Below are 24,811 nucleotides of genomic sequence, written 5' to 3'. Positions count from 1 at the left end.
TTGAATCGCCTCTAAAATCTAAAATTTAAAATTTTAAATGGATGGGTAAGCTGATGGTGGAAATTGTGAAATATCCTAGAACTTATCACATCGAAGGTTCGCGTTTCCAGCCGGGTGATGAAGACCTCGACAGCGTGCCGTTTAGCGCTATTGCCGATCGCCCTTTAATCATCGAAGAAAAGGTAGACGGCGCAAATACGGGCATCAGCTTCGCCCCAGACGGGCAAATGCTGCTGCAAAGCCGCGGCCACTATCTCACCGGCGGGCCGAGAGAAAAACATTTTAACTTATTCAAACAGTGGGCTTTCAGTCTCAGCGGCGTGCTGGGAGAAGTGCTGGGAAATCGTTATATTTTGTACGGCGAATGGCTGTATGCCAAACACACGGTTTTTTATGATTTTTTGCCGCACTATTTTATGGAATACGACGTGCTGGACTTAGAAACAAGTCAATTTTTGAGTACAGAATCTCGAAAAAAACTGCTTTCAGGATTGCCGTTATTGTCAGTTCAAGTGCTGTTTTCTGGAGTGCTGAAATCGCCCAAACAAATGATGCAGTTGATGGATAAATCTAATTTTATTCAACCCGGACATTTGAATCGGTTGCGTTTGTACTGCCGGGAAGTGGGATTAGATGAAGAGCGATGTTTGAAAGAGACCGATCAAAGCGATGTTATGGAGGGTTTGTATATTAAAGTCGAAGAAGATGGAATTGTTAAGGCGCGTTACAAATACGTGCGCGCTAGCTTTTTAACTGCTATTAAAAATGCGGAGGGACATTGGCTGAATCGCCCGATTGTACCTAATGTTTTGCGTCCGGGTGCTGATTTATTTAATTTTAGTTAAAATTGCTAATAGTCCGTTGAGAGTCGGCGGTTGAAACCGCGACTATACAAACAATGTCCGCCTCCGCGGACTCAAGAATAGAGGATGTTAACAAATCAGACTCGGCGGTTGAAACCGCTGCTACACAAACGATGTCCGCCTCCGCGGACTAAGAAAATACGTTATTAACAAACAGGTAAAACCATGACTACTTTATTGTCACAATCCGCAACTTGGACTTTTCCCTTTTGTCCCGAACCGCCCGATTGGTTCCTGGATTGGGAAAGCATTCAAAATCATTTCGATTGGATTCAAAACTTAGAAGGATGTCAGCAAGACCCGATTTATCATGCTGAAGGAGATGTGTTAATTCACACCAAAATGGTCTGCGAAGCCTTAATCTCTTCCCAGAATTGGCGACAGCTTCCTGTGCAAGAACGTTCGATGCTTTTTGCTGCGGCTTTGCTGCACGATGTCGCAAAACCGGCTTTTACCAAGATAGAAGAAAATGGCAGAATTAGCTCGAAAGGTCACGCCCGTCAAGGTGCGAGGATGGTGAGACAAATTTTGTCTCAATTCGAGCCGCCTGTGCAGTTTAGCATTCGGGAGACTGTTGGGGCGATCGTCCAATTCGGCAGTTTACCCATCTGGCTGCTGGACAAACCCAACCCGCAGCAGTCTGTCATTAAAGCCAGTCAAGTTGTGCGCTGCGATTTTCTCGCACTGTTAGCAGAAGCAGACGTGCGCGGGCGAGAGTGCGGCGACAGACAAGAAATCCTGGATAAAATACAACTATTTCGGGAGTTTTGTCAAGAAAATAACTGCTTGAATTCTCCGCGACAATTCCCCTCAGCACACAGCCGATTTATCTACTTCCGCAAAGATAACGGAAATCCCGATTACGAAGCATTTGACGATACTAGATGCGAAGTAGTTTTGATGTCTGGATTGCCTGGTAGCGGTAAAGATTATTGGATTAAAGAAAATCTGCCCCATCGCCCGGTAATTTCGCTGGACGCGCTGCGAAAAGAGATGAACGTTCGTCCCGATGAAACTCCCGGCAATGTAATAATGGAAGCCAAAAATAGAGCGCGGGAATATATGAGAGTGGGGCGTTCTTTTATCTGGAATGCTACCAATACTACTAAACAAATGCGCCAGCAATTAATTAATTTTTTTGCCGGTTATCAAGCGCGAATTCGGATTGTTTACCTGGAAGTTCCTTTGGAGGAAGTATTGCGGCGCAACAGTTCCCGCAACGCACCCGTACCAGAAGCCGTGATTCGCAAATTAGCCGATCGCCTAGATATTCCAGATATCACAGAAGCGCATCAAGTCGATCGAATAGTTAACAATTAATCGCCATTTTTATTTTTACCGCAAATATAATCGTTAGTCTTTCAGTTTGGTTTGATCGTTCGGACTTCAGTCCTTAACTTATTAATTATAAAATCATGGACTAAAGTCCACACTACGAACCTGAGGTTTGTAGTAAGGACTTTAGTCCGTTCTTAAGTTTGTAGAAAAAACTTCAGTCCTGAATTAGTGAATGAGTCAATCAAGGACTGAAGTCCTTACTACGAACCTTGAGTTTTATAATTTTCCTCAGTCCAGCAACGGGGCAGAACTTCCCCAGACGGAAACACCAATTTATCCTTTTCAAAAGTAGCCGGCTCTTGCTCCTCTTGACCTGCTTGACTTTTGCCCGCAACCTCTGTTTTTGTTGGGCTGACTAAAGTCTCGATATCAATGATTTCTATCAAGTCGCCGGATTCTTTTTCTTGTAAAAGCATAGTTTCTCCTTGTGAATTAATCGTGAGTTAGGGTTTGAGGACAACTTTGATGCAGTTGTCTTTTTTGTTCTTGAAAATCTCGTAAGCCTCGGGCGCTTCATCCAATTTCATGCGGTGGGTAATCACGAATGATGGGTCAATTTCGCCTTTTTGAACGCGATCGAGCAAAGGCTGCAAATAGCGGTGAACGTGCGTCTGTCCCATTTTCATGGTCAAGCCTTTGTTGAAAGCTGCACCCAAAGGCACTTTGTCAACAAAACCGCCGTAAACGCCGGGAATTGACACCGTACCGCCTTTGCGACAGGCGAGGATGACTTGTCGCAGGGCCGTAGGCCGATCGCTCTCCAGGCGCACAGCTTGCTTAGCTTTGTCATACAAAGCATCGAGACCGGTACCGTGGGCTTCCATTCCCACCGCGTCAATACAGGCGTCTGGCCCGCGTCCGCCGGTCATTTCGGTGACAGCTTCCCCGGCGTCCATTTCTTCGTAATTGATGATTTCAGCCTTAGCTGCGGCAGCCATTTGCAAGCGTTCCGGTACCCTGTCGATCGCAATTACTCGATCGGCTCCCAACATAAACGCGCTTCTGATCGCAAACTGTCCGACAGGCCCGCATCCCCAAACAGCAACAGTATCCCCCGGTTTAATGTCGCAGTTTTCGGCAGCCATATAACCAGTCGGAAAAATATCAGTGAGGAACAATACTTGCTCGTCAGAAAGTCCGTCAGGAATTTTCAAAGGGCCGACATCTGCAAACGGAACCCGCACGTATTCGGCTTGACCGCCTGCATAGCCGCCCGTTAAATGCGAGTAGCCAAAAAGTCCCGCCGGTGAATGACCGAACATTTTTTCAGCCAGCCCAGCATTCGGGTTAGAGTTATCGCACAGAGACCACAAATCCTTATTGCAAAAAAAGCAACTACCGCAAGAAATAGTAAAAGGAATGACAACGCGATCGCCTTTTTTTAAGTTCTTGACTTCGCTGCCGAGTTCGACTACTTCCCCCATGAATTCGTGGCCCATGATGTCGCCCGATTGCATTGTCGGGATGAAGCCGTTGTAGAGGTGCAAATCTGAGCCGCAGATTGCTGTAGACGTGATTTTCACTATCGCATCGCGCGGATTGATAATTGTTGGGTCTGGTACATTATCAACTCGCACATCATTTGCTCCGTGCCAGCAAAGAGCTTTCATTATTTCGTTTTCCTCTAGTTAACTACTAGCAGATTTTTGATTCTAAATCTTAAATTTACTCCGCAGCTAAATCAATTGGCAGGATGTTTTAATTTTAAGCATAAAAAATCTAGCAGCTCTCTATCCGAGGTATAATTTACAAATCTATCTTTCGGCTGTTTTAAATTACAAAGAAGTAGAGATTGTCAGACTAAATTGCAGAAGCTTTCGCGTTATTTTTTTAACACTTAACAGCTAACGGCGGGATGGCTGAGGTTGTTTTTGCCGATCGCCAGTCGCTGCTCTGTCATATCGTGTCAGCTCGATTAACCGCACGCGCGGCTCGTAGTGCGGACTTCAGTCCGCTCTTATACTGCGGACTGAAGTCCGCACTACGAACCATATAACTGGGATCGCATCTTGAGAATCGCGCACCCTGCTGGAGGAGGATTAATCGTCAAAAATTGTATCATTAGTTATAGCTAAAAGCCGAGCTTGCGCTAAAGTTGTTAAAGATCAAAATTTATCGATCGCCTTTTATGCCTTACACTGCATCTACCCCAACAGACCCCAGTCAAGCCAACATACCCAATGCCGACCACCGCCTACTAGAATTCACCAAGCTGACGCCGATGATGCAGCGGTATGTGGAAGTGAAAGAACAGTATCCCCACGCACTTTTATTATTTCGAGTCGGAGATTTTTTCGAGTGTTTTTTTCAAGATGCCGTGACTATTTCCCGGGAATTAGAACTGGTTTGCACTAGCAAAGAAAGCGGCAAAGAAATCGGTCGAGTGCCGATGACAGGAGTGCCGCACCACGCCCTCGATCGCTATACTTCTCAATTAGTAGAAAAAGGCTATGCTGTAGTAGTTTGCGACCAAGTTGAAGATGCCTCGATCGCCGCCCGCGAAGGCCGCCAAGTCAAGCGCGAAATTACCCGCATTCTCACTCCCGGAACCTTGACAGATGACGGAATGCTCAAGCCCCGACAAAATAACTTTTTAGCAGCAGTCGTAATCGCTGGGGAACATTGGGGATTGGCTTATACTGATATTTCGACGGGAGAATTCGTCACTACCCAAGCCGAAAGTTTAGAACAATTAACCTTAGAATTGCTGCGATTGCAACCTTCAGAAGTCTTGATTCCGACTAATGCGCCGGATTTGGTGACGATGTTGAGGCCCGGAGAGAAATCTGAGCATTTACCCGATTGTTTGCCGAATTCGTTTTGCTATTCTTTGCGATCGCAAATCCCGTTTACTTTGTCCGAAGCAAAACAGCGAATCCTGCAAAAATTCAAAGTGCGATCGCTCGAAGGCATGGGATGCGGACACCTTTCCTTTGCAGTGCGCGCCGCCGGCGGTTTGCTGCAATATCTCGAAGAAACTCAAAAAGAAAAATCAGTTGCTTTGCAAAGATTGCACACTTACACTCTCACCGATTTTCTGACACTCGACTACCAAACCCGCCGCAATCTCGAAATTACTCAAACCGTCAGAGATGGCGTGTTTCACGGTTCGCTGCTGTGGGCGATAGACAAAACCAGCACCGCCATGGGAGGCCGCGCTTTGCGCCGCTGGGTGCTGCAACCTTTGCTCAACATTAAAGGCATTTGCGCCCGCCACGACACGATTCAAGAATTAGTAGAAAATAATCCGCTGCGTCAAGATTTACAGCAGTTGCTGCGCCAAATTTACGACATCGAAAGACTCACAGGGCGCGCCGGTTCTGGAACCGCTAGCGCCCGAGATTTGGTCGCTTTAGCCGATTCTCTGTCAAAATTACCTCAATTGGCGGCGATCGCCAGTGAAGGGATTTCGCCCTATTTAAAAGCGCTGCAAAATGTCCCGCCCATTTTAGAAGAATTAGCAACTCAAATTCACGCTTATTTAGTTGACGAACCGCCGATTCATTTAAAAGAAGGAGGCTTGATTCGATCCGGCATCAATGCGATGCTTGATGAGATGCGCCAAACTGCATCAGGAGACCAAGAATGGATTGCAAATTTAGAAGCTAACGAACGGAAACGCACCGGAATTGCTAATTTAAAAGTCGGCTACAATAAAGCTTTCGGCTATTACATCAGCATTACCAAATCCAAAGTTGACCAAGTGCCTAACGACTACACGCGCAAGCAAACTCTTACAAATGAAGAACGCTACAGCACTGAAGAATTAAAAGAAAGGGAAGTGCGAATTCTGACGGCGCGCGAAGATTTGAATCAGTTGGAGTACGATATTTTTGCGAAATTGCGATCGGAGGTAGGAGAGCACGCGGAAATTATTCGCAACGTTTCCCGCGCGGTGGCTGCGGCGGATGTTTTGTGCGGTTTGGCTGAAGTAGCGGTTTATCAAGATTACTGTCGCCCGACTATGGTTGAAAGCCGGGAAATTAAAATTATTGAAGGTTGTCATCCGGTGGTGGAAAAGTCTTTACCGCCGGGATTTTTTGTCCCGAATTCGGCTTTTTTGGGTCGGGAAGCAGCGCTAAGTCGCCCAGATTTAATTATTTTAACCGGGCCGAATGCTAGCGGGAAGAGTTGTTATTTGCGACAGGTGGGTTTGATTCAGTTAATGGCGCAGATGGGCAGTTTTGTCCCGGCGAAGGCTGCAACTTTGGGAATTTGCGATCGCATTTTTACCCGCGTCGGCGCTGTGGATGATTTAGCAACCGGTCAGTCTACGTTTATGGTGGAAATGAACGAAACTGCAAATATTCTCAATCACGCCACGCCGAAATCATTGGTGTTGTTGGATGAAATTGGTAGGGGAACGGCGACGTTTGACGGGCTTTCGATTGCTTGGTCTGTGGCAGAATATTTAGCCAGCGAGATTCGGGCGCGCACGATTTTTGCGACTCACTATCACGAGTTGAATGAGTTAGCTTCGATTTTGGATAATGTGGCAAACTATCAGGTAACGGTGAAGGAATTGCCGGATCAAATTGTATTTTTGCACGAAGTTCACCCCGGAGGTGCTGACAAGTCCTACGGAATTGAAGCCGGGAGGTTGGCTGGTTTACCGCCGTCGGTGATTGACAGGGCGAGACAGGTGATGAAGCAGATTGAGAAACATAGCAAAATTGCGATCGGGCTGCGGAAAGGTGTTAAAAAAGAGGGTAAACAAGAGTCGGAGGGCCAACAGTTAGATATCTTTGACGATTAAAATTGTCAAATTCAGGACTTACGCATGGGGCTAGAAACCCGGTTTCTACGAAAAGTTTTCGCACGCGAACGAGAAATACACGAAGAAACCGGGTTTCTGAGGTCTACGGATGGGGCTAGAAACCCGGTTTCTACGAAAAGTTTTCGCACGCGAACGAGAAATACACGAAGAAACCGGGTTTCTGAGGTCACGGTGCGTCCTTTAATTCATCAGCCATTCCCCATCTAAAATCTAAAATCGTATCATTTGCCATTTTGCAACTTTCTTACCTCTTTGTGCACGCTCATCCCAATCTCCAAAGCCTCATTTAGCAGCCGCCCGTATTCACTAGCCCGATCGCTCACATCCAGCGCCATCAAAGCCGCCAAATTACTTTCAATATTAGCAAATAACTCGTAACGGCGGCCGATAAATTGCTGATTTTCCCGGAGAATCCTCTCTGTTTTTAAAGCACAAACCAAACTTTCTCTAGTGATTTGCAATGCTGCAATTGCATCTTGTCGATTAATTAAATTGGCTTGTAAGTTGCCAGCAGCCGTTAGGCGATCGATAATATCTAAAGCCTGAATCACCTCATGATACTTCTCAACTTCATCCAGCAGACCCGCCAGCGTTGCCAGAGGCTTTGCCTTCACCCATTGATAGACATTCCAAGCAACAGTAATCGCTAGCGATAAACCTAAAGTTATTTGTAAAACTCGAAGCAATATCTCAGCATCGCTAACGGAACTAACTTCATGTTTGTTGACCAGCAAAGCAACAGGGAGCGAGACAACAAGCGTCACGCAAAATATTAGCAACTCATGGAACAAAAAAGCAAAAAGCTTTTTGCCGTTCCGGAGTGTATCAGGTCGATAAAAATTACCTAAAAAACCGTCGCTCAAAGCTATTCCGCTCAAATCTTCCAACTCCTTTTCAGGAATTCTCAACTCATCCAAATCCGCTTGTATCACTCTTGCAAATCTCCTTAAATTGGCATGAATTAAAATCCTGCCAGAGACCTAATTGAATCCCACAGACTCATATAAAAATTGCTGTCTCGGCCTCGGAACAGTTGAAAAGCTTGTCCCGGTGCGCCAAAAAACGGTCTCAGCGTCCATCCCAACTGACTGCCCACAAACGCATACAGTCCCAACCAGAAGCGCAAAATATTGAGCCTGATGTCTTTGCCTTCGGCATCTTGTTCGGACAGAAAGTGCATTCCTTGATAAATGAAGTTTACCCCCAAAAATCCTGTGATTGCCATGATTGCAACATTCAACAGCAAATAAAAATTGTAATTGGTACTGCTGATCAGAAAAAATAGGCTGACAGGTGCAAATCCAAACAGCAAAACGCTAATCATCGCCATTGATGTCATCAACAATGTCAAATACTGTTCAAAAGTACGTTTTGAACCAAACATGACATTAAAAAAGTACAGTGTGGGAAAGCAGATAATCAGTGTCAGCAAGTAAAGTGCTGGCAACTTGATTGCTGAAACCAGACATTGCATCCACCACGTACTAGATGCACCTAATATCGCTCCGTAAATGCCAAAAAATATGGTACTAGAAATTAACAAACCAAAAATTTTAGATTTGAGCTTAACACCGTCGCGAATTTCTTCGAGAAACTGTTGCCGTTCTCGCAGCAAATACATTACTACTGAAAAATATTTCACGGGTTCTCCTTTTGAGTAATGCGACTCCGAGTCAGTCATAACTCAAGCTGAGTGCGATCGCCAATCTTGCCAAATCAGGGCACTCTATGTTAACCAATTATTCTTGCACCCAGCCCACCGCCAGCCCAGATGTAGAGGCGTCAACCGCAGATAACAGGCAGATAAACACAGATAAACGCAGATAATTTCAAGATAGCTTGCGAATGAGTGCAATCAGGTCTAATATGGCACAACTACTCCCGCTTTGGCTTGTTCTGACGATTTGACAGGTAAGTAATTGCAAATACAGTCAAAGCAATCAAAGCAAACGAGAAAATCGTTGTCAGCGTACCCAAAGCATAAAGCGCTGGGGATGTGACGTTGGTAGTCATACCAAAGATTTCTAGAGGTAGGGTATTGGTGTCGCCCGATGCCAGAGAAGTGCGCGTAAATTCATCGTAGGATAAGGTAAAACTCAGCAACGCCACCCCAACTACACTCGAAGCAATCAAGGGAAATACAATCTGCCAGAATGTCGTGACATCATTAGCGCCCAAATCGCGGGAGGCTTCCTCATAGGCTGGATTAAACCGCCCAAAAATTCCCAGCATGATTAAGAACGCAAACGGTATAGTCCAAGTTAGATGTGCTCCTAATGCCGAAGTATACCAGGCGTTTCCCCAGCCTAGTAAGTTAAATACTACTGCGATACCTAGGGAAATCAAAATGCTGGGGACGATCAAGCTAGAAATGGTGAGGTAAAAAATTAGATTCGATCCTTTGAAGCGCTGGCGAAATGCCATCCCTGCCATCATGCTGCAAATGACTGTCAACACCATGACAATCAATCCTAACGAGAGCGATCGCCAGAAGGCATCGGTAAAATTGCCTACTCGTTGTTCTTCAAACACCGATCGCATCCACATCAAGCTAAACCCTTTCATCGGAAAGGTTAAACTGCCTTCTGGGCCTTGTAATGACAGCAGAAAAACTGCGGACATTGGCCCGTACAGAAACAAAACAAACAATCCAAAGAATCCGGCTAGGAGATAATAGGATAGTGGGCGCTTTTTATTTTCCATGATTCCTCTACAGTTCCTTGCGAATATCGACGACGCGCAAAATAGCAAACACCATAATTAGTGTCACAATCAGCAGAATCACTGAATTTGCAGCAGCCAGGGGATATTGCAAACTCCCAATCTGGTTTTTAATCAAGTTTCCCATTGAAGCGACTTGTCCGCCGCCCATCAGCCGCACGGTAGCAAACTCTCCCATCACTAGCGTGACGATAAAAATGGTGCCGATCGCAATTCCCGAAGCCGACAGCGGCACAATAATTTCTTTCTGAATTTGAAACGGTGAAGCACCGGCATCTTCAGCCGCAGACACCAGAGCGCGATCGATCCGCATCATGCTGTTAAAAATCGGTGCCACCATAAACAGGCTATAGAGATGCACCATCGCCAAAATCACCGAAAAGTCGGAGAATAGAAACATTTCAATCGGCTTATCTGTGAGGTGCAATCCCATCAAAGCTTGGTTCAGCAACCCTTCCCTTCCCAAGAATGGAATCCACGAAATCATCCTAATAATATTCGATGTCAGAAATGGCACAGTACAAATCAGAAACAGAATTGTTTGCCACTTGGAACTTTTAACGTGAAACGACAGAAAATAGGCAACCGGATAACTGATCAGCAAACAAATCAACCAAACAACGGCTGCAAACTTAAAGGTATTGAGATAAGTGGCGAGGGTGACTTTGGATGTGAAGACTGTGATGTAATTCGCCAGTGTAAAACCGGGAACCATTGAGTAGCCGTTGAAGTTCCAAAAGCTGACGATAATAATTGCTGCGATCGGCAATACTAAAAACAAGAGCAGAACTAGGGTTTGCGGCGATACCAGCAGGTAGGGCACAATTGCTTTCCAGTTGAAAGGTTTAGCTCGACTGGGGCGAACTGGTTGTGAAGAAGCCGACTGGTTCTTAGTGGTTGTCATGCCGTTCAACTATGGTGAAATAATTCTCAAATACCGGGCATAATTAGCCCAAGCAGAAAGGTTTTTTATAGTTGACAATTGACACTTGCTCTGGGACATTTTTTATAGCTTACAGTTGACAGCCGACAGTTGTCACTATCTTTATTTCGCTGTCAAATGTCACCTGCTAATTATCAATTGTCAACTGAGCTGGGACAGTTTTTATAGTTGAAAGTTGACAACCGACAGTTTTCACTATCATTATTTCGCTGTCAATTGTCAATTGTCAATTGTCAACTGTTCGCGGTTTAAGCCGCGACAAACTCGTTCCACTTCTGAACCAAGTACGTCTGTTCCTGCATCACCGAGTTCCAGCAAGCAATGTTGGCAAAACGCTCCTGAAAAGAACCGCCATCCCGGAGTGCGCCCTTCGATTCAATCTTTTTGCCAAAGGGATCTAAAATGTCGATCGCCGCTGGTTTGCCTTCGTACCAGAAATCCCACTCCTCCGGCTTCATAAACTTGCGGGCAGTTTCTGGTGCCGCGCTGTAATAGCCCTGACGCCCTAAAAATCCGCCCATCCATCCATCCAGCATCCAGTTGAGATACTCGTAGGCTGCATCGAGAGCAATACCTTGTAAATTTCTGGAAATCCCAATACCACCGCCCCAACCGCGATAGCCTTCCTTGAGAGGAGCATAGACGCACTTAATCCCTCGCGATTTCACCGCTGTCACCGCAGGCGACCACATCGATTGCAGCACCACTTCCCCCGATGACATCAAGTTGACCGACTCGTCAAAGTTTTTCCAAAATGCCCGAAACTGTCCGCTTTTCTTGAGATCGATCAGCATTTCGGTTACTTTGTCGAGTTCTTCTTTGGTCATGTTGCCCTTGTCACCAAATTTCATCCTGCCTGCTGCTTCTAAAACCATCGCAGCATCCATAATCCCGATCGACGGAATATCCAGCAGTGCAGTTTTGCCTTTATATTTCGGATCGAGCAATTCTGCCCAAGATTCAATTTTCTTGCCAGTTAGATCGGGACGGTAGCCCAAGGTATCAGCATTGTATTGGAACGGAATCAAAGTCGCCCAATCCGTAGGCGTGGGTGAAAACTCCTTGGAATCTTTGTCTTTGACATACATCACCTTAAAGGGAGCCGTCCCCTGGGAACTGTTCACCTTTGCCCCTTCGGCGAACTTACCCGTCGTAAAGTAGGGAACGATTTTGTCCCAGTTTTTGATTTTCTTCACCTCGATCGGTTGCAGATTTCCTGATGGAAACACCAAGGGCAAACTGAAATATTCCCCATCAAAAATGTCGTACTGTTTGGGCTGAGTAATTGCGATCTGATTATTTTCTTCTGTGCCCAATGCCCGCAGTTGAATCTTGAAGCCCAAATCCTTTTCCGCTTGGGCTTTCATCTCTTTACTTTGAGCTGCTCCAGTGCCAATAAACCGCAGGGTGACATCTTTAAAGGAATTGGTAATGACCCCGGGTGCCGCGACGGTCGAGGCTTCTTTTTTGGGACTGCAACTTGCGGCTGCAACCATTGCTCCAGCAGCGAGTCCGGTTCTAATTACTTGACGGCGACCGATTTTTGACATTGGGATTACTGCTCACAAAATACAATAAATGTACAAAATGTCTGTAAAACAACCCGCGAAGAGGATTAACTATCTGGTGCAATAATGAATCTACAGAAGGCATTTCTAATGAGGAAGAAAAACGCAATCATCTTTTGACCAACTGAGGACAACCAACTGCCCTTCGCTCAGGGAATTACGCTTCCAGTCATTTGTGCGAGCTTTATAGAGCAGTTCTTGTCCAGTTGCCTCACCCATTAACGAAACTCGTGTCACATATCCGGTCATTTCTACAGCAGTGATTCGAGCGACAACCTGGTTGCCTGCCAACGTTGATTTGACTGGAATATCTGGGTTGTAAAGCTCTACATGAAGCAAGTCAGGACGAACTGAACAAGCTGCTTCTGTCCCAACGGGGCTGGCATAGCCTCGGCAGTAAAAGATTCCCAAATTCTCTATCTCTAGCTGAATCACATCCAGTTCACCGTCATTCATGACATTTTTGACTTTGCCGCTGAAGATGTTGTTGTCGCCCATGAACTTGGCAACAAACTGAGAGCCGGGACGATCGTACAATTCATCGGGAGTCGCAACTTGATCCAGCCGACCGTGACTCATGACAACCACCATGTCTGAAAGGGAAAAGGCTTCTTCTACGTGGTGCGTAACTTGAATAAATGTTAAGCCAAACTGCTTTTGAATCTTGCGCAGTTCCGTTCGCATCCGCACCCGCAGGTTTTCATCCAATGCGCTGAGGGGTTCGTCTAGCATCAACACTTGGGGACGGGTGACGAGCGCCCGCGCTAAGGCAATCCGCTGCTGCTGTCCGCCGCTGAGTTGGGTTGGTTTGCGATCGGCGGTGTGGCTCAGACCGATAATTTCCAGGAGTTCTCCCACACGGGCACGACGTTCTGCCTCTGGCACGTTCCGCATTTTCAAACCAAATTCAATATTTTCCCAAATGGTTTTGTGGGGAAACAGAGCATAGCTCTGAAACATCATGGAAGTGTTGCGTTTAGCGGCTGGCAAATCATTGACGCGCTGGTCACCGATCAGAACATCGCCGCTGGTAATGTCTTCGTGTCCGGCGATCATTCTGAGAACGGTTGTTTTACCGCAACCGCTCGGCCCCAAAAGACAACAGTATTTGCCTGCGGGAATATCGAGTGTAATGTTTTCAACGGCTGTCACGGAACCGTATTTTTTGGAGATCGATCGCAGAGATACCCCAGCAGCCGCCCCGGCCAAGGCCTGCTGAATATCGGTGACAGAAGATGAGTCTGTTCTGCTGACTCCAAGCGTTTTTCTTCCGGTGTCAATTGTCATGGTTGCTCCTATAGAAAAAGGATGGATTTCATGAAAACTGGTAGATTCTGCTGTGAAGTGCCTCACTAAGAATTGCTACGTACTTGTCACCATGCTTTTGGGCGGTTTTTCGTTAGGGTGAATTCACTTCAAAGAACCCCTAGAACTGGGATTTGTGATAGAGTAGACAAATCTTAGATTGTCTGCCAAAATTGTATACAACTTTTCTAATCTAAATTCAATTTCAAAAAAGTGTATTCAGATACAATTCAACATATATTTTCAGAAAAGCAAGTTTTGGGTCGGCAGGATGCCTGCACCACAAGAGTTATTGGAGATATTTAATGATTTGTATCGGTTGAATAAGAATGAGAAGATTACAAGTGGTCAATTTTGGCGTCTAATATATCTAGGGGGGCTAAAGGTATCCCTCCAATTAATCCGGCGATTGTAAAAATTTCCTGCCCAAGGTCAATTTATCTATGTCCGCTGCACAGCCGCCCACTCAATCCAAGTCAAAACCGAGCGAAGACTTGATCTACACGGAGCTTTACAATTCAATTCTGGAGCGTCGGCTGCCACCGGAAGCGAAACTGGGCGAAAATCTTTTGGCAGAGCACTATGGTGTGAGTCGCACGATCGTGCGACAGGTGCTGCAACGGTTAGCGCACGATCGCCTCGTCAAGTTGGAACCCAACCGGGGGGCATTTGTTTCGAGTCTGTCATTGGAAGAGGCGAAACAAATTTATCAAGCGTGGCGGCTAACAGAAGCAGAGATCGTCCGGGATGTCACCAAGACCATTACCCGCAAACAGATTGCCGTTTTGAAAAAACTGGTTGCAGAAGAGCGGCAAGCTTGCGAAGCACAAGATATTCCCCGGTTAACGCGGTTATCGGCTCAGTTCCATATGCAGCTTGCCGATCTGTGTCGGAATAAATTCCTCGCCCGGTTTATGAAAGAGTTAGTGCCACAAACTTCATTGGCGTTTTTTTATGAAGTTAAAAGTATGCCTATCTGCACCAAAGATGAACACAGTGAACTTTTAGACTACATTGCATCGGGTAATGAGGAAGCTGCCGTTGCCGCTGCGATGCGCCATCTCGATGGAATTGAGGCAGCCTTAAATGCCCGCGTGTCACTCAGAAAACCAAACAGTCTGGTCGAACTCTTAAACACTAGAATTCCCTCACTCTGCTCTACAAAACTTGGCTAAACTTATTCAAGTTTCACCGTTCAACCAGAATTCAGAACGGTTTGTTTCCTGCTTCAACAAAGGGCTTCATATCAAGTGAAATCTATTTTGGGTAGTCCTGCAAGACTAATGGTGTAATTCGATGAAACCCTTTCTGTATAAGGATTAATCGTGCGGAAAACCTGCGCTTGTGCAGGACTACCCTATTTTGAAATCAGACGGCTGCCATTGGCTGATTAAATCCCAGGCGACTGCCTGTTCAAGCCCGTCCGTAACGAGACAGATTTTTAGAGCTGGCTGGTAATTTTTTTATGGTACAATCATCTTGAGTTGTATACAAAAATCGTCTACTATATTTACATACAAAAACTGGTGTAAAAATTCAAGCCCATTAACAGTATAAGAAATTTTAGTTCTATGAAAATCAAGGTCATCAACCCAAACACAACAGCCAGTATGACTGAAAAAATCGGTGCTGTCGCCCGATCGGTTGCCAGTCCTAGAACTGAGATTATTGCCTGCAATCCGAAGTCTGGGCCTGCCGCGATCGAGGGACATTACGAGGAAGCCTTGAGTGTGGCTGGGGTACTGGATGAAATTCGCAAAGGAGAGGCAGAAGGCATGGATGGATATGTGATTGCTTGCTTTGGCGATCCGGGACTGCTGGCAGCACGGGAGTTGGCAAAAGGGCCTGTGTTGGGAATTGCCGAAGCCTCCATGCACGCTGCCTGTTTTGTCTCAACCGGATTTTCCGTTGTCACAACTCTGGGACGGACAAGGACGATCGCTCAACATCTGGTTGATAATTACGGGATGACGCGGTTTTGTCGCAAGGTTCGGGCGATCGACTTACGCGTATTGAGTTTAGAAACCTCTCATGCGAAAACTGCAATTTTGCAAGAATGCCGTTTGGCGCTGGAACAAGACCATTGTGGCGCGATCGTGCTGGGCTGTGGTGGTATGGCTGATTTACCGATGCAATTGAGTCAGGAATTAGGAATTCCAGTTATTGATGGGGTCAGTGCAGCAGTCAAATTTGTGGAAGCATTAGTGGGTCTGGGTCTAGGAACCAGCAAGGTAGGCGATCTGGCATATCCCACGTCCAAATCTTAATTTAAGGATGTTTCTTTAATTCAATCAATGAAACTAAAAGGGATCAACATGACTAGAGGTTGAATATTTCTGTCAATTTCTAGTCAATTTGGTCATTTGATAGTCAATTTGTACTCAATTGATACTCAATCCAACCCCTTGACTCCCGTATTTCCGCCAATAAAAAACCTCAAACCGTTGATTTATCGTAGGTTTGAGGTAATTTACTTAAAGAGCGGGCAGCGGGAATCGAACCCGCATAGTTAGCTTGGAAGGCTGCGAACAGAATCACGGCAAAGCTTTACACAGCAAAGATTCTAAAAACATTCGCTTTTAGCTTTGGTGTTACCGTAGTCATTCCGTAGTCAATCTGATAAAATTGGTTGGTCAAGTTTGAGTAAAAGTACATGGCTAAAATTCCTGAATCTGGTGGCAAAGCTTCTCACGGTTCGGTTGTGGTGGCGACTCGCGAGGGCCGACTGCGACTGCAACTGCCAAGACATTTGTATGGGGGAGAGCAAAAATACTTATCTTTGGGGATGCCCGATACTGCCGAAAACTGGAAACTGGCAGAGGCCAAAGCACAGCTAATTGAATCCGATATCAAGTTTGAGCGGTTTGACCCGACACTCAGCAAGTACAAACCGCAAACTCACTTGACTGTCATCGAAACCATCAAGCCCCAACCGGAAATAACTTTCTCCCAGTTGTTTGTCAAATATTTGCAGTACAAAAAGCCCACGGTCAAGGAAACAACTTTTAACTACTTGGTCACGGGTATTCAGAGTTACGTTGACCGTTGCCCTTATCAGGCAGTGTCGGCAGAGAATGCTTTACAGGTGCGACAGTGGCTGCTAGACAACACCACTAGCAGTATGTCTAAACGGATTATTACCCATTTAAATGCTGCTGTTAAATGGGGGATTAAGTTTAAGGCTATCAAAGGCATTGCTATGTCGCCGTTTGAGGGGATGGCTACTGAGTTACCTAAGCACAACTGGGAAACAAACCCAGAGCCTAATGCTTTTTCGGCGGTAGAGAAACAGCTAGTATTAGAGGCTTTCAAGAGTCATAGCGGAACTTGGAATGGTAGGGGATACGCAGGTCAAAAGCTTTGTTTTTACTACCCGTTAGTTAACTTTTGGTTCTTAACCGGGTGTCGCCCGTCTGAGGCGATCGGGTTGAGATGGTGTGATGTTGCTTCAGACTTTTCTCACATTGTGTTCAACGGTAGCATTCAGCATCCGGGCGGTGTCGAGACAAGGGTTGTGGGCAGCAAGAACAATAAGCAAAGGAAGTTTTTCTGCAATCAAGAGCTAACCAGTTTGCTGACAAGTCTCAAGCCTGAATCTTTGCCTGATAGCAGTCGCCTGGTGTTTCCGTCTCCTATTAAAGGGGGTGCTATTAATTACAACAATTTCTGTAAGCAAGTTTGGGATAAGTTGGTTGACCCGATTACTGACGGGATACGCTACCAAGAACAGGACTATAAAAGGACTACGCCGTATTCTTGTCGGGATACTTTTATCAGTGAACAAGTTGCTAAGGGTGTGCCGTGCGCTGTTGTGGCGCGGTGGTGTGATACGTCGGAGAAAGAGATTAACTCTAAGTATTTAGATGGCAAAATTTTGGAACATCTGCGTCCGCTGTGAGGCTGTTAGTATGTTGATTCTACGGGCAACTTTTCCGAAACAAAACTTTACAGTCGCACCCATTGACAAGTGGCTGTGAACCTGCAATCGTGAGTAACTAAGGAAGACGACGCGCGGTAGAGCGGTGTTGGCACACCACACTAACCACGACTTCCCCAAACGTTTTGTACCAACAGTTTGGAGCTAAATCATTATGCCTATTTTCAGGCGATTGACTTCTTTGTCGATCGCAATTCTTAAAGGTTGTGGGGTTCATTCATGAGTGAACCCCTAGCCAGTCGCCGTCGTATTGAGGGCTTGAAAGAGCTTGCCTATGCCTGCAACCTCACTAATGACCAAGCTCGAACCTTCGGAAAACTCTCCAAAACCTCTACATGGGAATCACTTTTAAAATCCCACAACCTAGAGTACGAAACGAAACCAGAAATCTCCGACAACATCGTAGCGACCGCTCCCCAGGAAAATCCTCATCAGATTGACTTCTTTGAATGGGTAGATTTTGGGCAACTTGTCACACTCACTTTTGCTTCAGTGGGACTGTTTGTGTTGCTGATGACTTTGTGGCCTAGAACTCTCAATCTGATACCCCGACCCGTCCGCATCACCATTCAAATAGGAGCCAAATAATCATGGGAGTAATGACAACCTTATTCGGTGGCGGCGCTTCCGAAGCAATCACCAGCAAAAATGAGAAACTCTCTGCACCAACTGATGCCAGCGTAATTACGCCGCTAAACCCCGGCAAGTTCAACTCCATCCGTTCCATGCCAGTCTGCGACACGCCACGCTACTTCACATCTGAGGAAGCGGACGCCATGAAGGAGTTGGCGAAGGAAAAGACAGATGGTGCACGGCAGAGCAAGCGAGCTTATGGCGCGATGGTCAAGATTGAAGAGGCTGACGCAAAAGTCCATAAAGAACACCGTAAATATGAGAAAGGTGTCGCCGATTTCGAGCTAAAAAAGAAACGTGCTGATGCGGGTTTGGCTAAGCACCTGCACGGATTACGCCCTGGTTATGCCAGGCTAGGTTTCGGGATTGAGAAGGCTGAAAGCAATGCTACGGCAAGGATTGAAGCCATCAAGTCCAAGCTGCTAGGCGGGGGTGACAAATGATCCAGGCGATCGCACTAGGTAACAGTTTTTTACTGACTGCGATTGCCTCCAGTTTCCTTTGCTGGATGGCATCGCTTCACTCTTCCCTACTTCTATTTGTGCAAGCATTATTTGCACTCAAATTGATAATCAGCATCTGCGCTTGGATTCTAGACGATGCCATTGTGGCGATACTCAAAATCAACTTATTGCAGTTGCGCTTCCGGCTGATTGCCAGCACCATCGGGGCTTTAGTTGGTGTGGGGGTGATGCTATGTCGCTCCTAAAGGTTTCGGTGCTGTCTATCTCCGGGCTTACCCTCTGGTTAGCGCCGCCATTCATCTTTTCTCGAAAAATCCCTTTGCATAATTTTGTGCAAGGTATCGCCCTGGTGTCTGGTTTCGCTTGCTGTTTTGAAGCGCGACGCTGTGCCCTGAAACTAGCCAAAGCTGAGGAATTCGAGGCTATGAAAGATGCCGCCGTGGCCGCTGACTTGGTGGACGAAATCAGTACATCGGTTTACGTTAGCGAACAGCAGCGACGGAACGAGGCAGAACTACTCATCGCATCCGATGGCAACCGAGAACTGCTAGAACGCGCTCTAGCACTGAATTCTGAAGAAGCCGACAATGAGAACGTTCAGCTAGTCGAGAACGCAGACGACGAACTCCGAGAGCGCATCCTGCAACTGCAAGCCAAAGGGTACGGCAAGGCAAAAATTATCCTAGATATTTGGGGAGTGTCCAAGGGTGGCTCAGACAAATACAAGGCTGCTGAGGCTGAGTATAAACGCTTAGTCGGAGAGGGTTAACGTATTAGTTTTATTGGTCGTTTTTAGAGGCTATTTTGAGGGTTACAAGTTGTGATCGACCACTTAAATGATCGGTAACTCTCATGTACACCTGTAAGCGTTTCTGGGTAAGTGTTTCGGGTGTTACAAGTTGTCGCGGAACATTTAAGTGTTCCGAGATCGCACCTAACACCTCTGGTAATTTATTTTTGGAAGCTACCGACTCGCCACTTTGCCCAACTTCTTCTAGAATGGAACCACGTACTCGTTTGAAAATAAACCCCCTGTTTAGTTGTCGGCCAAAAGAAAGGGAAGTAGAGCGAGTGCATACGGAAAGCAGGAGAGAGGTGGTCGAGAGTCTTGGAGCCCTGTTTGCCTAAAGTATTAGCCAACCCTTATCCAGACCGGGGTTAGGTGACAGAAGCCTGTCGCCTATATTCTTTAATGGCTTTAAACATTTAAATCTGTGCAGAAAAACTGTACAGACAGCAAAAAACCGTTCCCTTTTTAAGTTTGGCGACCTAAAAGAACGGCTTTCTGTAATCCACAACCCGTCCAGAGGACGGATAGTTACTCACTACCATGAATAATCTGGTCTTAATCTATCATGAATAGCTTTGATACGGCAAATAATTTTTCTGAGCATCAAGCTTTCATTAGCGAACACCTGCAAGAATTGCTTGCCTCTAGCCCGCCACATATAAGCATTGAGACTAAACTCCCCTTCTTCAAGGGCAACTGGCACTCTGTAAAGGGTGAGGTGCTTTTTGAGATTCTCAACCCAAAAGTCACAGCGACACAAAGTGGCACGGGCGTTAGAGCCGGGAAAGTACGCGCAAATCTTGACGATTGTATGGAGTCCGTGGCGTTAGAGTGTCACGGTCGCGTCAAAGCTACCAGTGGCCCGCTAGCCAAGAAGGGTAAATATTTAAACTCGAATGGGTATTACGACAAGGCTGGACGGTACACCAAGATTGCTTGCCGTCCGACGTTTCTATTGCCGACAATGGAAATGTGGCAGACGATCGCCGACCGCTACGGTGTCGCCGTCCCTGAGAATCCCGTTTTAATTGGGCAATACAAACTCGCGATCGGATTTTGGGGATGGGTACGCGACAACAATATCCCTATTCAATATGCCGAGGGTGAGAAAAAAGCAGGGTGTTTGCTGCTTCTCGGTTATGCAGCGATTTCTCTAAATGGCATATGGATGGGCCGGCGGGTAATTTACCGCGAGTCAGACGGCAAAAGAATCGGCGATAAGCTACATGACGACCTGCAAGAATTTGATACGCCAGGACGCGACATCACCTTTATTCTTGACTACCGCGCCGGCAATTATTTTCAGTCTGTAGAATTCAAAGCCGCCAGAGCTACAGCAAATTGCTTGCAAACAGCGATCGCCAAAATCGCACTATTGCCGGGGCCCGATAAGGGCGTTGATGATTTTGCCGTCGCGGGCGGTGATGTTGACGCGGTTATTGGTGCCGCTAGAATCATTGATGAAGTTCAGAAGCAATTTTATTTGTGGCTAGCCAAGGAAAACAAGAAAAAAGCTTGGGCATTAACTCACCCGATCGCGTGGGAGTGCAACCAGCGATATCTTGATATTCCGTACCCGGACTCAGGCCTTATCTGCATCAAATCGCCAAAAGGCACAGGAAAAACCTACGCGCTCAAAAAGCTGATCACTAAAACTCACGCAGACGGGCGAAAAGTTTTGTTACTTACTCACCGGATCGTACTTGGGCGCGCAATTTGTGAAGCGGTCGAAATACCGTGGATTGAAGAAATGAACAGCGACGGCGATCGAAAACTCGAAGGAAAAGCTATGGGTTTTGGGTTGTGCCTCGACAGTTTGCACCCAACATCTCAAGCAGCCTTCGATCCTCTGGCATGGGAAGGCGCGCTAGTTATTTTTGATGAGGCTGAACAGATCGTATGGCACGGGCTAAACTCTGCAACTTGTCGCGAGAATCGTCAACAAATCCTTAGCACCCTGAAAATTTTATTAAAATCCGTCTTGACTACGGGCGGTACGGTGATTTTACAAGATGCCGATCTAAGTGATTACAGCATTGATTTTTTTCGCGAACTTTCCGGTGTCGATGTCAAGCCGTGGGTTGCAGTGAATCATTACAAGCCGTCTGAGCCTTGGAGAATCAAATTTTATGACACCCAATACGTCAAGGCTCAGACTCAAGATAATCCTTCAGGCCTTCTCAAAGATGCAGTCGCAACGTTGACTATTGGCGGCAAAATCTGGGTAAGCACCGACTCCCAAAAAGCTAAGAGCAAATATGGCAGTAAGAATTTAGAGAAATATTTCCGATCGCGCTGTCCTGGTAAGAAAATCTTGAGAATTGATGCTGAGACGGTAAGCAATCCCGATCATGATGCTTTCCAGTGCGCTGAAATAATCGACAAAATACTAGGGGACTACGATATTGTGATTTGTTCGCCGTCGCTGGCAACAGGAGTTAGCGTCGAGATACGCGGTCACTTTACCGCAGTTTTCGGGATTTTCCAAGGTGCAATCTCTGATAATGAGGTTCGTCAATCTCTGGCAAGGGTACGGGAACCGGTACCGAGATTTATCTGGTGCCGCCAAATTGCAGTCGGAAAAGTTGGCAATGGTGAATCAAACTACAAAGCCGTCGCGAACTCGACAGAGAAAGATGTCCGCTACAATTTACGGCTACTCAAAGATTTTGATTTTGATATTGATGCAGCGTCCGATCCGGTTGTCCTGAGATTTTGGGCAAAATATGCAGCACGGATTAACGCGGCGATATGGGATTTTAGGGAAACGGTGCGCGAGGGGCTTGAGGCTGAAGGGCACATCATCAAAGATTGCGGTGATGATGACGCTGGCACTACCGGGGAACTTAGCGCGCTAAGAATTCTCAATCAAGTTGAGGAAGCCGTCGCAGTAGCTAGTGCTGAGGATATCGATCGCAAAGAATTTGAGGCTTTAGAAAACCAGCGCACAAAAACCGACACCGAGCGGCATCAAGAAGAAAAATTCAGACTGAAGGAAATTTACAAAACGGAAGTTACGCCAGAACTGCGACAGCTAGATCAGGATCGGTGGCACGGGAAAATTTATCTTGAATATCTGCTTACTCATAATAAAGATTTCTTGATGATGCGTGACCGCAAACACATTGACGGACACATCAAGCGTGGGGACGGAAAAATCTGTCAGCAAGATATTCGTTTACTCTCTGGCAAGGTCAAAGCTCACGAGATTTTAAACACCTTGCAATTCTGCGACCCTGACAAAGAATGGAGCAACAAGTCGCCAGAGGTTCTTGAGTTCGCGGCTAAGGCCTTGAGATACAAAGACGACATCAAAGTTCTGACTGGCATAACAGTTACACCCAAAAAAGCATTAGAGAATCCGATCGGGATTGTCAGCGCTTTTGTTTCTCAACTTGGCAGAGCAGCGAGTGGCGAACAGCGACGTGTCGGTGAGGAGCGAGTGAGATTTTATAAGTTTGGCCGCGTCGCAACTGCGAGCATCTACAATAGCGCTGGCAACAAAATTGCAGAACCCGAAGGATTGCGATCGGAGATTTTTGAAGCTTGGCAAAAACGAGATGAGCTAGCTTTATTTGAATTCCAGCAGCAAGGTGTCGCAATGGTTGAGGCTGATGTCACAGTACACCTCAAAACCGCACAGTATATGGTTTCTCTCGAAAAAACACCCGATTTAGCTCCAAAAATCGAGTTTGTCACACCTCAGACTATAGATATAGTAAAAACACCTAGTGTGACAACAACCTCTACCATAGAAACTCCCATAGAACCCGCGACGGAACCGACGGAACTACAGCCGATACCCATAGGTAAGATGGGATGGATACCGCGTTGGGGTAAATGGGTGCGGGCAAGCTTCCTAGCAGTTACAGACGGCACTCAATACCGGATGCTGATAGAGGAAGTCGGGAACTTTAGAGAAGCGCTGGCATGGCCCAAGAAAATCCGATGGGATGACGCAGCGTTCTAAGTTAGCCGCCGATCACAAAATTGGTCAATCTGGCAGCTATCTGGCAGCTATCCTGCTGTATAGGTAGGCAGGGAATGCAGGCAGTGTCAGGCTTTATGACCGATTTCAAGACTCTGTGTACCATCTGAGATACCGCGACGGCTGAAACCGCGTAATTAACACCGCTGTACTTCCGCCGTGACAGGGTGATAGTTTTGTTTATCACCGTTATTTATGGAAACGGCAATGACTAAAGTTAGAAACACCGATGGCAAGTTTGCGGTTAAATCAGATGTTCCCCGTAAAGTGCGGTCAGTCAATCTTACGGATGATACTTGGCATTGGTTAGCTGTTGTGGCTGAGAAAGCGGGAATGAGTCGGAATGATTATTTAGAAGCGCTAGCTAAAAATAACCCCATATCAGAAGAGTCTCAATAGCGTAAGACAAATAAGTAAGACAACGTAAGACTGTGTTGTAAGATGATTTGTTTTTATATGTCTTACATTTTGTCAATAGTGTCTTACTATAGGTGTAAGACGATAAACAGAGTGTAAGACAATGACAGAAAAAACAATGCTTAATTTTCGATGCCCTGCTGAATTGCTGGATGCGATCGACGCGCTAGGACAAGAACGCTACCCCTCTGAAACCGCCAAACACGGCTGCGACAGAACCAAGACTTTGCTCGACATTGTGCGGGCTGGCATTGAGGCTTTATCAGATGGATTTGTTGTCTTACCAGTGTCTGATAAGACCGTAAGACATAGTAAGACAGAGAACACGATCGACATCGAGGCAAGGTTTGCCACCATTGAGGAACGGCTGGGAAAATTGAGGACCTGAGTGAACAACCGATATCGGAAACACTCAGGTCAGCCGAAACTGGATTACAGGACTTACGACTAGAACTAGAAAACGAATCTCTTAAAGAGGAACTGGCAAGCGCACAGGCGGATATCAGCACTCAAGCTTTTATCATTGCCAGCGGCCGAGAGGCAGAGGAAACCTTGCAGCAGCAACTTGAGGCAAGTGATGCAATTATCCGCAGCAGGAATCAAGAAATCGCAGCGCTAAATTCCCGACTCGCTGGCAAAGATGAAATAATCGCAGAGGCGGCCGAACAAATTGAGCGGCTAGAATTTGAGCTTGCCAGCCGACCGAAACAAAATTCTAAAAATCCAGAACCGCTCAACCCGATCGAACTCACGAAAAAACTTAACGCACTCATTACCAAAAGAAATAAATTTCTTGCGACCGAAGATGTAGCGAGAATTTTAAAAGAATAAGCGCACCTTATCCCCGCAGAATTCCCGATCGCACTCCCAGACAATGAAGCTATCGGGAACCGCGACATAAGAAATTCTGAACCATTGACAGAACCGCCGGAACCTGCAATCTTTAAATCAAGGAAGATGTTGCGCGGTAGCGAGGCTCTATCAAAGCCCCACTAACCACGACTTCCCCAAACGTTTTGTACCAACAGTTTGGAGCTAAATCATTATGCCTATTTTCAGGCGATTGA

22 protein-coding genes are annotated in these 24,811 nt (G+C 46.3%); 14 read left to right on the top strand and 8 right to left on the bottom strand.

Annotated features, from left to right (window positions below; all coding sequences use genetic code 11):
• Positions 1 to 41 precede the first annotated feature (41 nt).
• Both QUB68_RS10570 and QUB68_RS10565 read left to right on the top strand, forming a co-directional pair.
• Positions 42 to 845, top strand: coding sequence for an RNA ligase family protein (locus QUB68_RS10570; RefSeq protein ID WP_332992003.1), 804 nt, complete (start codon positions 42 to 44; stop codon positions 843 to 845).
• Positions 846 to 1,028: 183 nt separating this feature from the next.
• Entirely contained in the window at positions 1,029 to 2,183 is a 1,155-nt protein-coding gene (locus QUB68_RS10565; RefSeq protein ID WP_332992001.1) for an AAA family ATPase, read from the top strand.
• A 218-nt stretch (positions 2,184 to 2,401) separates the two neighbouring features.
• Here QUB68_RS10565 and QUB68_RS10560 read toward each other — a convergent pair whose 3' ends face one another.
• Positions 2,402 to 2,617: an acetyltransferase gene (locus QUB68_RS10560; protein WP_332991999.1), complete on the bottom strand. Its 216-nt coding sequence runs from the start codon at positions 2,615 to 2,617 to the stop codon at positions 2,402 to 2,404.
• Positions 2,618 to 2,644: 27 nt separating this feature from the next.
• Entirely contained in the window at positions 2,645 to 3,811 is a 1,167-nt protein-coding gene (locus tag QUB68_RS10555; protein ID WP_332991997.1) for a zinc-dependent alcohol dehydrogenase, read from the bottom strand.
• 518 nt (positions 3,812 to 4,329) lie between these two features.
• Here QUB68_RS10555 and mutS point away from each other — a divergent pair.
• Positions 4,330 to 6,957 carry a DNA mismatch repair protein MutS gene (mutS, locus tag QUB68_RS10550; protein WP_332992654.1) on the top strand — a complete coding sequence of 876 codons (2,628 nt, stop codon included), beginning with the start codon at positions 4,330 to 4,332 and terminating at the stop codon, positions 6,955 to 6,957.
• Positions 6,958 to 7,199: 242 nt separating this feature from the next.
• Here mutS and QUB68_RS10545 read toward each other — a convergent pair whose 3' ends face one another.
• From QUB68_RS10545 to QUB68_RS10520, 6 genes are all read right to left on the bottom strand, one after another.
• Positions 7,200 to 7,910 carry a hypothetical protein gene (locus tag QUB68_RS10545; protein WP_332991996.1) on the bottom strand — a complete coding sequence of 237 codons (711 nt, stop codon included), beginning with the start codon at positions 7,908 to 7,910 and terminating at the stop codon, positions 7,200 to 7,202.
• A 29-nt stretch (positions 7,911 to 7,939) separates the two neighbouring features.
• Positions 7,940 to 8,620: an actin-binding WH2 domain-containing protein gene (locus QUB68_RS10540; protein WP_332991995.1), complete on the bottom strand. Its 681-nt coding sequence runs from the start codon at positions 8,618 to 8,620 to the stop codon at positions 7,940 to 7,942.
• Between the two features lie 233 nt (positions 8,621 to 8,853).
• Positions 8,854 to 9,681: an ABC transporter permease gene (locus QUB68_RS10535; protein WP_332991992.1), complete on the bottom strand. Its 828-nt coding sequence runs from the start codon at positions 9,679 to 9,681 to the stop codon at positions 8,854 to 8,856.
• Between the two features lie 7 nt (positions 9,682 to 9,688).
• On the bottom strand, positions 9,689 to 10,603 hold the full coding sequence (locus QUB68_RS10530) for an ABC transporter permease (protein WP_332991990.1): 915 nt from the start codon (positions 10,601 to 10,603) through the stop codon (positions 9,689 to 9,691).
• Between the two features lie 287 nt (positions 10,604 to 10,890).
• A complete protein-coding gene (locus QUB68_RS10525) occupies positions 10,891 to 12,192 on the bottom strand; it encodes an ABC transporter substrate-binding protein (protein WP_332991988.1) in 1,302 nt (433 codons plus the stop codon).
• 105 nt (positions 12,193 to 12,297) lie between these two features.
• Positions 12,298 to 13,497: an ABC transporter ATP-binding protein gene (locus tag QUB68_RS10520; RefSeq protein ID WP_332991986.1), complete on the bottom strand. Its 1,200-nt coding sequence runs from the start codon at positions 13,495 to 13,497 to the stop codon at positions 12,298 to 12,300.
• Between the two features lie 461 nt (positions 13,498 to 13,958).
• Between QUB68_RS10520 and QUB68_RS10515 the strand changes: the two genes are divergently transcribed.
• From QUB68_RS10515 to QUB68_RS10465, 11 genes are all read left to right on the top strand, one after another.
• Complete coding sequence (locus QUB68_RS10515) at positions 13,959 to 14,690, top strand: GntR family transcriptional regulator (protein WP_332991984.1); 732 nt, start codon at positions 13,959 to 13,961, stop codon at positions 14,688 to 14,690.
• Positions 14,691 to 15,086: 396 nt separating this feature from the next.
• A complete protein-coding gene (locus QUB68_RS10510; protein ID WP_332991983.1) occupies positions 15,087 to 15,782 on the top strand; it encodes an aspartate/glutamate racemase family protein in 696 nt (231 codons plus the stop codon).
• A 386-nt stretch (positions 15,783 to 16,168) separates the two neighbouring features.
• On the top strand, positions 16,169 to 17,413 hold the full coding sequence (locus tag QUB68_RS10505) for an Arm DNA-binding domain-containing protein (protein ID WP_332991981.1): 1,245 nt from the start codon (positions 16,169 to 16,171) through the stop codon (positions 17,411 to 17,413).
• A 258-nt stretch (positions 17,414 to 17,671) separates the two neighbouring features.
• Positions 17,672 to 18,040 (top strand): hypothetical protein, encoded by a 369-nt coding sequence (locus tag QUB68_RS10500; RefSeq protein ID WP_332991980.1) that lies wholly within the window; start codon positions 17,672 to 17,674, stop codon positions 18,038 to 18,040.
• Between the two features lie 2 nt (positions 18,041 to 18,042).
• Positions 18,043 to 18,528 carry a hypothetical protein gene (locus QUB68_RS10495; protein ID WP_332991978.1) on the top strand — a complete coding sequence of 162 codons (486 nt, stop codon included), beginning with the start codon at positions 18,043 to 18,045 and terminating at the stop codon, positions 18,526 to 18,528.
• A gap of 65 nt (positions 18,529 to 18,593) precedes the next feature.
• The gene (locus QUB68_RS10490; protein WP_332991976.1) at positions 18,594 to 18,794 is read left to right on the top strand and encodes a hypothetical protein; all 201 of its coding nucleotides are present in this window, start codon (positions 18,594 to 18,596) and stop codon (positions 18,792 to 18,794) included.
• On the top strand, positions 18,782 to 19,318 hold the full coding sequence (locus tag QUB68_RS10485; RefSeq protein WP_332991974.1) for a hypothetical protein: 537 nt from the start codon (positions 18,782 to 18,784) through the stop codon (positions 19,316 to 19,318). The genes QUB68_RS10490 and QUB68_RS10485 overlap by 13 nt, the downstream gene beginning before the upstream one ends.
• A 586-nt stretch (positions 19,319 to 19,904) precedes the next feature.
• A complete protein-coding gene (locus QUB68_RS10480) occupies positions 19,905 to 23,309 on the top strand; it encodes a plasmid replication protein, CyRepA1 family (protein WP_332991972.1) in 3,405 nt (1,134 codons plus the stop codon).
• Positions 23,310 to 23,534: 225 nt separating this feature from the next.
• On the top strand, positions 23,535 to 23,726 hold the full coding sequence (locus QUB68_RS10475) for a hypothetical protein (RefSeq protein ID WP_332991970.1): 192 nt from the start codon (positions 23,535 to 23,537) through the stop codon (positions 23,724 to 23,726).
• 121 nt (positions 23,727 to 23,847) lie between these two features.
• Entirely contained in the window at positions 23,848 to 24,132 is a 285-nt protein-coding gene (locus QUB68_RS10470) for a hypothetical protein (RefSeq protein ID WP_332991969.1), read from the top strand.
• A 164-nt stretch (positions 24,133 to 24,296) separates the two neighbouring features.
• Entirely contained in the window at positions 24,297 to 24,575 is a 279-nt protein-coding gene (locus QUB68_RS10465; protein WP_332991967.1) for a hypothetical protein, read from the top strand.
• Positions 24,576 to 24,811: the final 236 nt, after the last annotated feature.

The organism is Microcoleus sp. A006_D1 (assembly GCF_036702805.1).
Classification (GTDB): Bacteria; Cyanobacteriota; Cyanobacteriia; order Cyanobacteriales; family Microcoleaceae; genus Microcoleus.
The sequence above is the reverse complement of the archived record's forward strand: the minus strand, read 5'-3'. Positions and strand labels throughout refer to the sequence as shown.